The sequence below is a fragment of the Sutterella sp. genome, from assembly GCF_030539355.1.
Classification (GTDB): domain Bacteria; phylum Pseudomonadota; class Gammaproteobacteria; order Burkholderiales; family Burkholderiaceae_F; genus Sutterella.
In genome coordinates, this window is record NZ_JAUNSF010000088.1 from 1 (window position 1) to 12,221 (window position 12,221).

A 12,221-nucleotide genomic window follows, 5' to 3' on the forward strand; every position below is an offset into this window, starting at 1 on the left:
ATCGCGAAGATGATCTTGTCGTTGTTCGAGACGAAGCGGTTGGCGATGTTGTGGAGGTTCGACTGGTCGCCCTGGGCGTTCTGGATGTCGAGCTTGATGTTCTCGCCGTCCTTGTAGCCGCGCTCGGCGAGGGCGTCGACGATGCCGCGGGTGGCGGCGTCAAGGGCCGCGTGCTCGACGAGCTGCACGATGCCGATCGGCGTGAGCTCGGCCTTCGCGGCGGCGGCCGGGGCCTTGTCCTTGTCGCCGCAGCCCGTCAGGGCGAGGACGACGGCGGCGCTGACGGCGAGCATGCCGCGGCGCGAGAGTGTGTTGAGCTTCATTGGATAAAACCTCTTCCTTTTTACGAATCCGGGGCGCAGCCGCGCCTCGCGGGAGGCAGGCGGCGGGCCGATTCTTCTCATTATCCGTTTTCGCCCGCCCGGCCGCCTCAGCATCATCCTTGCCTCTCTAGATAGGAACCCCTAGCCGAACCCCGGAAAGCGCAAACGATTGCAGGAACACTTGAGAGCCGTGTCGCAGTAAACCAGGTCGCGGCGGGATTCACCGGACGACCGAACGAGATGTTCGGTCCGGCCGAACAGACTCCCGATGACCGTCAGGCCGGAGAGACGCTGTCAAATACGTCCCTCCTCCGGCGGCTATGATGGCGCGCATCAGGAATTTCATTGGACACACGAGACATGACAATTCTCACCGCGCTCATCCTCATCTACCTCGCCGCGCTCCTCTGGTTCGGCATCCGCGGCAACACGCATGACCACACCATCCGCAGCCTTCTCACGGCGGGCGGTGCGACGGGCGCGGTGCTCTGCGCGCTCTCGCTCGTGAGCACCATCATCGGCGGCTCGGCCACGCTCGGCATCGGCTCGCTCGCGCAGAAGACCGGCGCGGGTGCCTTCTGGTGGCTCGGCGTCGGCACGGCGGGCCTCTTCCTCCACGGTCTCTTCGTCGCGCCGGCGATCCGCGCCTCCGGCGCGATCACCCTTCCCGACGTGATCAGGAAGCTCGTGGGGCCGCTCGCCGAGAAGTGGGCCGCGCTCATCATCGCGGTCTCCTGGGTCGCCGTCACCGCGGCGCAGTTCGCGGCGCTCCTCGCGCTCCTGCGCGCCGTGTCCGGGGGCGCCCTCGCCGAGTGGCTCTACGCGGCGCTCGCCGGCGCGATCGTGCTCCACACGGCCCTTGGCGGCCAGCGGGGCGTGATCCGCACGGACGCGATCCAGGCGGTGCTGCTGCTCGGCGGCTTCGCCGCCGCGGCGGTCTGGTGCGTCGTGAACCGCCCCGACGAAGTGGCGGCGCTGCCGCGCATTCCCTTCTCGGACACCTTCGGCGCGGTCGACCTCGTGAAGATGCTGCTTCTGGTCGGCATCACCTACGTGATCGGCCCGGACATGTTCTCGCGCACGTTCGCCGCGAAGGACGGCGCCACGGCGAGGATCGCCGCCTGTACGGCCGCGCCCCTCCTCTCGGTCTTCGGCGTCTTCGTCACGATGCTCGCGCTTCTCAACATCGAGGCGGCCCAGCCCGTGGCGGACTGGCTCTCGGCCGCGTCGCCGCTCCCCGAGGTGATCGCCGCGTTCCTCGCGCTCGGCCTCGTGAGCGCGCTCTCGGGCTCCGCCGACACGGTGCTCCTCTCTGCGGCGGGCATCGTGGAGAAGGATCTGATCGGCGGCGAGCGCGTGCGCGCCGTGCGCCTCTGGACCGCGGCCCTCGGCGGCCTCGCCGCTCTCTCGGCCTGGTTCTCGGGCGACATCATCGGCTACCTGCTGATGGCCTACTCGTTCTTCGTCCCGGGCGTGGCCGTGCCGCTCCTCTTCCTCGTCTTCGGCCGCACGCGCCGGGCACATCCGGCGCTCTGGCTCACGGGCGCGGTGCTCGGAGGCCTCGGCGGACTCGCCGGGAATCTCACCGGCGAGTCGCTCTGGACCTATGCGGGCATGGCCGTCGCCTCCGTGATGACGCTTGCCGCGATCGCGGCGGCCCGCAGCGGGTCCGCCGTCCGCGGCGTCTCTCAGGACGTCGCCTGAGGCGCGCCCTTGATCATCACCGGCCCGGGGGCCGGCTCATTTTCCACGGGCCCGCGGGCGTTCTCGTTCGCGGGCTCGGTGCCTGAGAGCGCGACCTTCTCGGCCTGCTCGGCCGCGCGCGCCTCGATGTGCTCGGTCGTGGCCTTGAGGTCACGCCAGTAGCGGCGCTTCTCCTCGTTGCGCTTGATCTCCTCGCGCCAGAGGCGGATGGCCACGAGCGCAGCAAGGAAGATGAGGTAGATGATCATCGCGCCGAAGAGAATGAAGGTCTCCTGACCCGTGATGCCCCTCAGGCCCTGGTCGCGCCAGAAGTTGAAGAGCCACACGAGCGGCACGCCGAAGGAGAGGTCGTGCGCCCAGGCGTGCGGGAAGCCGATCGCCATCGTCGCGCCGCCGAGGATGAAGCCGGGCGGAACGAGCCAGATCATGCGGCCCGCGCCCTGGCCGGGGTTCGTCGTGCCCCAGGCGATGAGGTACGCGACCCAGGTGTTCGCCGTGGCGCAGAGGAAGATGGCCGGCATGAAGAAGAGGATGTTGCCGGCGAACCTCAGCTGTCCGACGAGCGACAGGATCGCGATCGCCACCGTGATCACGACCATGTAGACGAAGGCGTAGGGGAAGGCGCGCGAGAGGAGCCCGAAGAGAGAGCCCGAGAGCACCTCGCCCTCCCAGTCATGCGTGACGCGCAGCCGGCCGATGATCATCAGGCTCGCGAGACCGTGGTACATCATGCCGAAGAAGAGGAGGAAGCTCACGACCGTCGCGGTCGTGGCCTGCCCCGTCGGGTTCGTGAGGTACCGGAAGCCCACGCGGATCGGCGAAAGCAGCGCCTGCGTCTCGGTCGAGTTCTTGCCCAGACTCGACGCGCCGTCCGGGCGACTCACGGCCACCTCGGCTCCGAGCTCGGCGAAGATCTCATTGAGGGTCGTGTAGACCTCGGCGTTCTGCGCCGTGTTCGTGTCGTCGGCGTAGTAGCCGATCGTGAGCGAACGCGCGCCCTTCAAGAGCGTCTCCTGGGCGTTCTTCGGGATGAAGACGACGCCCACGTACGCGTCGCCCCTCGTCATCGTTCTCGGATCCGAGGGCGAGTGCGTCACGCGCTTCACCGACATGTAGGGCGAGGCGTTGAGCTTTTCGATCACGGTCGCCGACCACCGCGACTGGTCAAGGTCGATCACCGCGACCGGGGCCTCGAACACCACGTCGTGGCTCATCGCGATCGAGAACGCAAAGCTCGTGATCACCGCGACGAGGATGGCGAGCTTCTGGTAGGGCACGAAGTGCCCGCCCGTCATCGCCACCCATTCGGAGATCCAGTTCGACTTGACCTCCTTCCAGAGACTGCGGCTCATAGCTTCACCTCAAGCGTCATGCCGGGCAGGAGCGAGGGATCGGGCTTCACGTCGATGCGCACGCGGAAGAGCGTCGTGTCGGCCTGGCCGCGCTCGCGCACAGCGCGCAGCGTGGCAAAGTCGGGAGCGGCGTCGGTGGTCTGCACCACGCCCTCGTAGGAGCGGTGCAGCGCGGGCGAGGCGCACTCGACCTTGGTGCCGCTCGAGAAGCGCGCGGCCTGGGCCTCGGGCACGTAGATGTCGAAGTAGAGGCGCTCGCTCTCGAGGAGCACCGCGGGCGTGCCCGGGCTCACAAGCTCGCCCTTCTCGAAGAGCACCTCGAGGACCTTCGCGCGCTCGGGACTCGAGATCACGAGGCGCGACTCGTTCACCTTGAGCTGGTCAAGCGTGGCGACCAACTGCGCACGCGTGGCGGCGAGGTTCTCAAGATTGAAGCGGCGGTTGTCGGCGGCCTTTCGGGCATTGGCGATCGTCTCGAGATGCATGCCCTCGGCCGAGCCCGTCTTGCGAAGGTTGTCGAGCTCCTCCTTCGTCGCGCCGATCGAGAGGCGCGAGACCGCGCGCTCGGAGACGGCGAGCGACTCGCGCGCCGAGACCCAGGCGGCCTTGGCCGAGTCGTAGTCGGCCTGGGCCATCGCGCCCTGCGGATAGAGCTTCTGGGCGCGGGTCCAGCCGGCGCGGGCGTTCTCGAGGTTCGCCGCGGCCGCCTTGCGGTTGGCCTCGGCCTCCTCGATCGAGCGCCAGGAGCAGCGCTCGTCGGTGTCCGCCTCGGTGAGAGCGAGCGCGATGCTCTCGCGCTCGAGCGCCGTCTGCGCGTCGATCTGGGCGATGCCGGCGGTCGTGCTGGCGATGGAGAGACGCACGTCCGTGCCGTCGATGCCGAGGAGCTTCTCGCCCGCCTCGACGATCCTGCCCTCCTCGATCGGGCGGTCAATGAGGCGGCCGCTCACGCTCTCGAAGGCCACGCGGACCTCATGGGCGGTGAGCACGCCCGACTTCAGACTTTCAGCCTCCGTCACGGCATCGTTGCGGTTGCCGAGATAGATGAGACCGGCTGCCGCGACGCCGGCGATGACAAAGCCGCCGATCGTGCGCGTGATGTCCTTCTTCTGCTTCTGTGAGAGAGCCATTTTTGTTTAGTCAGCTAAATAAATGGAAAAGAAAAATGCACCTCCCCTCACCTCCGCCGGAGGGCCCTTCACCCTCGGAAAACGGAGACCACGGGAGACTTCAGTACGGGATTCGGTTCGGGACTGTTTTATCTGTCGGCTCAGTCCTGCGGATCCGCCTCGGGACGGCGGACGAGTTTCCGGATGAGCGCGATCAGCTGCTCGCGCTCGTCCTGATTGACGCCCTCGGTGAACTCGGCGATGCGCCGGTAGTGCGCAGGGAGCGACTTGTCGAGAAGGCGCTTCCCGGCGGGCGAGAGCCGCACGAGGGTCGAGCGGGCGTCCCTGTCGGAGGTGCTCGTCGAGATGAGCGGACGGTCCTCCCGGAGCATCCTGCCCACCATCACGGAGATGGTCGCCGGGGCGACGCCGAGCTGCGCGGAGATCGTGCCGATCGAGAGCGGCCTGTTGGCGTCGCGCAGCGCCATCATCAGAGTGAACTTTCCCTCCGAGAGTCCGGTCTCCTTCCTCAGGGACTCGTAGATCGTCGCGCGGATGATGTCCACGGCGTTGATGAGGTGAAGCATCATGTCGATGCCCGACACATCAAGGTCCGTGGCGCCCGCGCCGTGGACGCGGCGCAGGTTCTCGCGCGCAGGAAGAAGTCTCATCTCGGGGTTCATTGCCTTATTCCACCCTGGTCTTTTGTGTTTGGTGTTCATCTGCAGGAAAGGGACGGATCAGGCGTCCGTCCGATTAATTAGCCGGCTAATTATATGCACAACGCGGTTGGATTTCCAATCGACCGGTCATGTGCCGCAGGCACAACAGGCCCCGTTGCCGGCAGAGCCGGCTGATAAAATTATTTGATTTCACACCTCATGCCGGCCTCAGGGGCGCCCCTCGTGCGGGAGCCCGGCCGCATCTCAAACGAACCATGCAGAAAGTTCTACTGATGATTCTCGACGGCTGGGGAATCGGCGGCGGCGCCGCCGACCCGGCCGATGCCATCCACGCCGCGCATCCCGAGTACCTCTCCGAGCTGATGGCGAAGTACCCGAACGCCGAGCTCCTCACGTTCGGCGAGAACGTGGGCCTGCCCGACGGCCAGATGGGCAACTCCGAGGTCGGCCACCTCAACATCGGCGCCGGCCGCGTGGTCTACCAGGACCTCGTGCGCATCAACCGCGCAGCCCGCGCGGGCAAGCTCGCCGAAGAGCCCGAGATCGCCGCAATGCTTGAGCACCTCAAGGCCTCCGGCCGCCCGCTTCACCTGATGGGGCTCTTCTCCGACGGCGGCGTGCACGCGAGCTACGAGCACCTCGTCGCCTTCATCGACCTTGCGAAGGCCCACGGGGTGAAGCAGGTCTACGTCCACGCCTTCATGGACGGCCGCGACACGGATCCGAAGAGCGGCCTCGGCTTCGTCAAGGCCCTCGAGGAGAAGCTCGCGCAGCCGGGCGAAACCGCGCGGCTCGTCAGCATGATCGGTCGCTTCTACGCGATGGACCGCGACAAGCGCTGGGAGCGCGTCGAGGAGGCCTGGAAGCTCCTCGTGAAGGGCACGGGCACCCCGAGCACCGACTTCGTGAAGACGCTCGAAGCGTCCTACGCCGAGGGCGTCACCGACGAGTTCGTGCGCCCCGTCGTTCGCGTGAATGAATCGGGCGAGCCCGTCGGCCGTATCGAAGCGGGCGACACCGTCGTCTTCCTCAACTTCCGCAACGACCGCGCACGCGAGCTCACCACGGTGCTCACGCAGCGCGCCGAGGGCGGCATGACGCCGCTCCCGCTCTGGTTCGCGACCATGACCCCGTACGACGCCACCTTCGAGGGGCTCCACGTGCTCTTCAGCAAGGAGAACGTGGTGAACCCGATCGGCGAGTACATCTCGACGAAGGGCCTCAGGCAGCTGCGCATCGCCGAGACCGAGAAGTACGCCCACGTGACGTTCTTCCTCAACGGCGGCCGCGAGGAGCCCTTCGAGGGCGAGGACCGCATTCTCGTGCCCTCCCCCAAGGTCGCGACCTATGACCTTGCGCCCGAGATGAGCGCGCCCGAGGTCTCGAGGAAGCTCTGCGAGGCGCTCGCGGAGGAGAAGCACGACTTCATCTGCCTCAACTTCGCCAACGGCGACATGGTGGGCCACACCGGCGTCTGGGAGGCGATCGAGAAAGCCGTGAAGGCCGTCGACGGCTGCGTGAAGGACGTGATCGAGACTGCCCGCGCCCACGGCTACGAGGTCGTGCAGATTGCCGACCACGGCAACGCCGACCACGCGAAGAACGAGGACGGCTCGCCCAACACGGCCCACTCGCTCAACCCGGTGCCGATCCTCGTGGTCTCGGACCGCGTCGCGAAGGTCTCGCCGGGCGTGCTCGCCGACGTCGCCCCGACCGTGCTCACGCTGATGGGTCTTCCTGTTCCCCAGGAGATGACGGGCAGGAACCTGGTCGAGTTCAAGTGATCCCTCGGATCACCCGGCTCTGACACCGAGGCCGGCTTCCCCATGCGGGAGGCCGGCCTCATTCTTTTCCCGGAATGATCAGGAAACTGCGGTCTGTTCCTCAGCCGGGGAGCAGCCGGTGCTGACGGAGCAGGGAGCGCAGGAGAGCGTGCCCTCCTGCGGGTTCTTCAACGCCTCGGCGGTCTGCGCCTCGGGCTCGTACCCCGCCTCGATGAAGAGCCGCGCGTCGTCGAGCGGACTCGCGCCGCAGGTGGTGAGGAAGTCGCCGCTGATCGCGGCGTTGATGCCGATGCGCGCGGCCTCGCGGACGGTCTCGGCCGAGAGCTGCAGACGCCCTCCGGCGAACCTCAGGTAGGCCGTGGGGTTGATGAGGCGGAAGAGCGCGGCGGTGACGAGGAAGTCCTCGTCGGGAAGCAGCGCCGAGCCCCCGAGCGGCGTTCCCGCCACCGGGTGAAGCACATTGATCGGAATCGAGGGGACGTCGAGCGCGCGCAGTTCAAGCGCGAGCTCGATGCGGTCGCGGAGCGTCTCGCCCATGCCGATGAGGCCGCCCGAGCAGATGTCGAGCCCGGCCTCGCGGGAGTCCCTCAGCGTTCTGATCTTCTCGTCGTAGGCGTGCGAGGTGCACACCTCGGGAAAGAAGTTCCTCGAGGTCTCGAGGTTGCAGTGAATGCGCACGACGCCCGCGTCGCGCAGCGCCTCGAGGTCGCGCTTCGAGAGGAGCCCGAGCGAGACGCAGACCTCGAGCTCGGGATGCGCGGCCTTGAGCGTCCTCACGCGGTCGCAGAGCTCGCGGATCTCGCGGGCCGAGGGCTTGCGGCCGCTCGTGACAAGCGAATAGCGCGTCACGCCCATGCTCAAGGCCCGCTTCGCGCCCGTCTCGACGGGGTCGTCCCCCACGATCGGATAGACCGCGACGCCCGGCACATCCCAGTGGCGCGACTGCGCGCACCAGCGGCAGTTCTCCGAGCAGCGGCCGCTCTTGGCGTTGATGATCCCGCAGAGGTTGAAGGTGCGCGAAGCCATGCGCCTCGTGACGGCCTCCGCGGTGTCGAAGAGGTCCTCGCGGGGACCGGCTGCGAGCTCGAGCGCACGCTCGAGCGTTATCACCCCGCCTGAGGTGATGAAGCTGACGACATCGGTGAGTACGGACATTCGGGGTCTCTTTGTGGTCTGGTGGTGTGGAGTCCGGAACTTCAAAGTCTACTGAAAGCTTCCGCCCGTTTCCTCGGCTCTTCGTCCTACCGCCGGAGGCTGTTCGGCTGCGACAGCAAACGGTTCACCGCATGAAAAAATGGTCAGACAGCCTGAATCAATCTGAAAGGTACAGCATGCCGGTCTCCCCGAATGAAATTCTCAAACCCTGCCCCACTTCGGACGCCACCAGCGTCCATGTAATCTGCGTCGGAGCGCAAAGGACGCTCGAGAAATACATCAAGTCCTGCCAGATTCTCCTCGAGCTTCCGCCCGGCAGGATAACCGCCGAAACGATAAGGGACCCGGGGACGCCGGGCGAACTCGTCAGCCGCGCGATCGAGGCGCTGCGCTACGGCGCCTTCCGCTCACAGCACGGCATCCCCGGCAACGCCGGCACCACCGAGGTCTGGATTGCCTTTGACGCGCCCGACGACCGCATGCTGCGCAAAATGATCGCCGCCATGCGGAACTTTCCGGACATTCATCTGCTGCCCTCGAGCCCCTGCGCTGAACTCTGGTTCCTGCTCCACTGGACGGCGGCGGATGCGTTTGAGTCGCTCAGGACGGAACTCGACGGAAAGCCCGATCCCGCAGCGATCATCGCCGGCCTGTTCGCCCAACGTTGGGAGGCACTGAACGGCGGACACAGGAACCTCGCGACCGATCTCGGAAAAGAAGCGATTCTTCCGGCGATGCGCGGTTTCTGGCCTGTCGCCGCCCGTCAGCCCGACCCTCGGCTGCGCACCTACATTCCGGAGCTGATTTTCCGGCTGCTGCTTCTGAAGCACAGCCGGGAGGAAGCCTGCCGCGCGCTGCGCATTCCGCCCGAATGTCTCTGCGACGCATCCAATGCCGAAACCGCTTCTGCGGCAGGCGAGCCCTCCGAGCCCGCGCTCTTCGAGACTCAGGGCGCCCGAGCGTTGCTTCCCCGCTCGGCGGCGGCCGCCGCCCGGAAGCACAGACGCCCGAAGAGGCCTGCGCCCCGATGGCGGAAGCGCAGCGAGAGGCAGCTGCGCCTCTCGGACCTCGTCCGGTGCAGCAACACCGGGGACGACGACAGGCTCCTCATACTCTCCGAAGGCTCGAAGACCGAGCTCAATTACATCGACGGACTGATCGATGCCTTCGGTCTCCCGCGCGAGCGCGTCCGGATGCTTCACCCGAAGCTCTTCAACCCGCTCCACCAGGTGCGGGAGGCGGCCCGCATGCTCATCTATCAGGACTGCTTCGAAAAGGACCTCCCCCGTCGGTTCAGCGAAATCTGGCTGGTCTTCGACCGCGACGAGCACGGCACCTTCGAGGAAGCGCTCGCATACGCTCTGCAGTATCCGGCCATTCACCTCGCCGCCTCCGACCCCTGCGTGGAACTCTGGTTCCTTCACCACCGCACCGACCGAAGGAAGCGCTACGCCGTGCTGGGAAAACAAATCGGTGCTGCGAAGACTGAGATGAACGATCTGCCCGACGGCACGATCGAAGTCATCACCCGGTCCGTCCACCGGCGCGGCGGAGAGCAGAAAGCTTGTATAGGAGAACTGAAATCCCACCTTCCCGGATACCAGAAGAACTGCGAGAACATCTACGAGCGGCTCGGCACGGACGGCCTCATTGACGCCATGCGGCGCGACTGGCCCGTGGTGCAGAAGCAGAACAACACCCGGTGCGAGCCGTGGACGCTGATGCCCGGTCTCGTCGTGCGGCTGATGCTCCTCAGGTACTCGCCCGAGGAAGTCGCGCGGCTCCTCATGCTCCCGGAGGCTCCTCCGCTGAGAGCCACCGCTCACGGAGAGCCCGCCGAGACGAGCCTCTTCGGTCCGGATGCGGAAACCCCGGAGGACGCAGCCCGAAAAGAAAGGGGCGGGAAGAAAGGCGCCGCGATTGATGAGGAGGATCTTCTCTCCCCGAACAGACCGATCTTTTCTCATATCGGCTTCAAGGGCTGAAAGGTCCGGAACTGCGGCTAGGACGGCGTCCAGCCCCTTGCCTCCGCATGACCCGCCGCGGTGACAGAATATGACTGCTTACCAAGTCATTTCGTCTGCCACGGGACGTTGTCATGCAGAAGCTTCCTGCCGAACTCATCAGGCCGTACGGGACCACGAGCGAATCACGTGTGCTCGTTCTCGTCCCCGGCGCGCGCAGGGCGGCGGTCAGCTACATCCAGCGCCTCTGCGGCATCACCGGCATCCCAGGCGACCGGCTCCTCACCGTGAGGATCGTTGAGCGCGGCTCTCCCGCCGAACTCGTGAGCCGCGCCGCCGAGGAGCTCGCCTACGGAGCCTTCAAACGCCGCCGGGGCGAGCAGGGCTGCACCGAGGTCTGGATCGCCTTCGACTGCGGGAGCCGCAAGTACCTCAACGCGGCGATCCGGGCGGCGAAACCCTTCCCGGACATTCACCTGGTGCCCTCCGCGCCCTGCTTCGAATACTGGCTCCTCGCCCACTACGAAGCCGGCGACGTCCCGGTGACGGACGCGGGAAGCGCGATCAGGGCGCTCGGGAAACTCGTGCCCGGTCTCACCGAGGAGACAGGCTTCAATCCCCAGGAGATGGGGCTCCCGGCCGTCCGCCGCGCGATGCGGCGTCACTGGCCCGTGACCGCGAGCGGCGGCAGCACGGGTACCTTCACGCTCATGCCCGAGCTCCTCGTGCGCCTCGCTCAGCTCCAGGCCGGAAAGACCCGCAGGGATGCGCTCGAGCGCTTCAGGATCCTTGACCTCGAGACCCTGAACTGCGCCCCGGACGCTCCGGACGCCCAGGGCTCGCTCTTTGACGGTGAGCCGCCCGCCGTCCTCATGCCGGGCGGCAGGAAGAAGAAAAAGAAGAAGAAATCCGCTGCAGCGGCTTCAGCGACCGCCGCCGGCGCCCCGGCCCCCGACTCTTCCTCCTCCACCTGAAACGCGCCAGATGTCCGCCACGCTCAAAGAACTCGTCAAGCCCTACACGGTCTCGTCCGAGGACATGATCCTCATCCTCTGCGAGGGCGAGAAGACCGAGGTCAACTACCTCGAGGGCTTGATCGAGATGTTCGACCTGCCGCGCGAGCGGATCGTGATCTACCACCCGGTGAAGTTCACGCCGCTGAGCCAGGTGAGGCAGGCCGCGAGAATCCTGCTGCTCAGCAAGATGGAGGAGCGCGCCGGCGGGCCGAAGTTCACCGAGGCGTGGCTCGTCTTCGACCGCGACAACCACCACGACTTCGAGGAGGCGCTCGACTATTCGCTCTGCTACCCCGACATCTACATCGCGAGCTCAGACCCCTGCGTCGAGCTCTGGTTCCTCCATCATCTGCGCGACCAGAAGGAGCCCTTTGACCCGCGCGGAGCACCGATCAGGACATGGACGGACCAGGAGACGCTCGACGACGGCCGCATCAAGGAGACCGTGACCACGCTCTACGAGCGCGGCAATCCGCAGCAGCGGTGCATCGAGACCTTCAGGACGGAGTTCCCGGGCGGCTACCGCAAACGCGATGAGAACATCACGCACCGGCTCGGGAAGGGGCGGCTCCAGGAGGCGATGAAGCGCGACTGGCCCGTGCTCGCAAAGCAGAAGAGCGACCGCTCCGAATGCTGGACGCTCATGCCCGAGCTCGTGCTGCGCCTCCTGCTCCTCAAGTACCCGCTCGAAATGGCGCTCGAGCTCCTCGGGCTCCCGATGCCGGAGGACAGGAGCGGCATCGTCGCACGGTTCGGCAAGGAGTCCCCGAAGCGCGCCGACGAGCTCTTCGAGATGCCGAAGGAAATCACCAACTTGAAGGAGCTCGAGAAGAAACGCCGCGCGCAGCGGCTGCGCGAGCCGCACATGCCGTACCTCACGAGCGGGCCGGTCTTCTACGACCTCCTCAGCAGGATGCTCAGCACCATCAGCAGTCACAGGCGACCGGCCGAGGAGAGCGCCGCGGACGACAAAGAGAACGACGACCTCTTCCTTCCCGAGCCCTTCCGGGACCAGAAGAACTGAGCACCCGCGGCGCGAGGCGGGCGGTCGGATTTAGCCGCGCACCAAAGCGAAAACCCCTGCAAACGTCTGTCTGCAGGGGTCTTCATGTAGGGAGCCTGGCGATGACC

At 66.5% G+C, this 12,221-nt stretch carries 10 protein-coding genes; 5 read left to right on the plus strand and 5 right to left on the minus strand.

Annotated elements, in window-relative coordinates:
* Positions 1-323: ABC transporter substrate binding protein (locus tag Q4F91_RS10495; protein WP_303337471.1), on the minus strand; the 323-nt coding region annotated here is incomplete at its 3' end.
* A 360-nt stretch (positions 324-683) separates the two neighbouring features.
* Here Q4F91_RS10495 and Q4F91_RS10500 point away from each other — a divergent pair.
* Positions 684-2,027, plus strand: coding sequence for a hypothetical protein (locus tag Q4F91_RS10500; protein WP_303337473.1), 1,344 nt, complete (start codon positions 684-686; stop codon positions 2,025-2,027).
* Here the strand turns inward: Q4F91_RS10500 and Q4F91_RS10505 are convergent.
* The 3 genes from Q4F91_RS10505 to Q4F91_RS10515 form a co-directional block, all read right to left on the minus strand.
* Positions 2,012-3,379, minus strand: a complete 1,368-nt coding sequence (locus tag Q4F91_RS10505; protein WP_303337475.1) for an ABC transporter permease — start codon at positions 3,377-3,379, stop codon at positions 2,012-2,014. The two genes, Q4F91_RS10500 and Q4F91_RS10505, sit on opposite strands and share 16 nt — an antisense overlap.
* Positions 3,376-4,509: an HlyD family secretion protein gene (locus Q4F91_RS10510; RefSeq protein WP_303337477.1), complete on the minus strand. Its 1,134-nt coding sequence runs from the start codon at positions 4,507-4,509 to the stop codon at positions 3,376-3,378. Before Q4F91_RS10510 ends, Q4F91_RS10505 begins: the two co-directional genes overlap by 4 nt.
* Positions 4,510-4,649: 140 nt before the next feature.
* Positions 4,650-5,159, minus strand: coding sequence for a MarR family winged helix-turn-helix transcriptional regulator (locus tag Q4F91_RS10515; RefSeq protein WP_303337479.1), 510 nt, complete (start codon positions 5,157-5,159; stop codon positions 4,650-4,652).
* 266 nt (positions 5,160-5,425) lie between these two features.
* On the opposite strand from Q4F91_RS10515, the gene gpmI reads away from it, so the two are divergent.
* Positions 5,426-6,955, plus strand: coding sequence for a 2,3-bisphosphoglycerate-independent phosphoglycerate mutase (gene gpmI / locus Q4F91_RS10520; protein ID WP_303337481.1), 1,530 nt, complete (start codon positions 5,426-5,428; stop codon positions 6,953-6,955).
* Between the two features lie 78 nt (positions 6,956-7,033).
* On the opposite strand, the gene bioB is transcribed toward gpmI, so the two are convergent.
* On the minus strand, positions 7,034-8,110 hold the full coding sequence (gene bioB / locus Q4F91_RS10525; RefSeq protein WP_303337484.1) for a biotin synthase BioB: 1,077 nt from the start codon (positions 8,108-8,110) through the stop codon (positions 7,034-7,036).
* Between the two features lie 176 nt (positions 8,111-8,286).
* Here bioB and Q4F91_RS10530 point away from each other — a divergent pair, with 176 nt between their 5' ends.
* The 3 genes from Q4F91_RS10530 (at position 8,287) to Q4F91_RS10540 (ending at position 12,114) form a co-directional block, all read left to right on the plus strand.
* Entirely contained in the window at positions 8,287-10,095 is a 1,809-nt protein-coding gene (locus Q4F91_RS10530) for an RloB domain-containing protein (protein ID WP_303337486.1), read from the plus strand.
* A gap of 113 nt (positions 10,096-10,208) precedes the next feature.
* On the plus strand, positions 10,209-11,048 hold the full coding sequence (locus Q4F91_RS10535; protein WP_303337488.1) for an RloB family protein: 840 nt from the start codon (positions 10,209-10,211) through the stop codon (positions 11,046-11,048).
* Between the two features lie 10 nt (positions 11,049-11,058).
* Positions 11,059-12,114, plus strand: a complete 1,056-nt coding sequence (locus Q4F91_RS10540) for an RloB family protein (protein WP_303337490.1) — start codon at positions 11,059-11,061, stop codon at positions 12,112-12,114.
* Positions 12,115-12,221: the final 107 nt, after the last annotated feature.

Coding starts and splice junctions, on each gene's coding strand:
- Q4F91_RS10540 (WP_303337490.1), top strand. CDS start 11,059: ATGTCCGCCACGCTCAAAGAACTCGTCAAGCCCTACACGGTCTCGTCC.
- Q4F91_RS10510 (WP_303337477.1), bottom strand. CDS start 4,509: ATGGCTCTCTCACAGAAGCAGAAGAAGGACATCACGCGCACGATCGGC.
- Q4F91_RS10505 (WP_303337475.1), bottom strand. CDS start 3,379: ATGAGCCGCAGTCTCTGGAAGGAGGTCAAGTCGAACTGGATCTCCGAA.
- Q4F91_RS10515 (WP_303337479.1), bottom strand. CDS start 5,159: ATGAGACTTCTTCCTGCGCGCGAGAACCTGCGCCGCGTCCACGGCGCG.
- Q4F91_RS10535 (WP_303337488.1), top strand. CDS start 10,209: ATGCAGAAGCTTCCTGCCGAACTCATCAGGCCGTACGGGACCACGAGC.
- Q4F91_RS10530 (WP_303337486.1), top strand. CDS start 8,287: ATGCCGGTCTCCCCGAATGAAATTCTCAAACCCTGCCCCACTTCGGAC.
- Q4F91_RS10500 (WP_303337473.1), top strand. CDS start 684: ATGACAATTCTCACCGCGCTCATCCTCATCTACCTCGCCGCGCTCCTC.
- bioB (WP_303337484.1), bottom strand. CDS start 8,110: ATGTCCGTACTCACCGATGTCGTCAGCTTCATCACCTCAGGCGGGGTG.
- gpmI (WP_303337481.1), top strand. CDS start 5,426: ATGCAGAAAGTTCTACTGATGATTCTCGACGGCTGGGGAATCGGCGGC.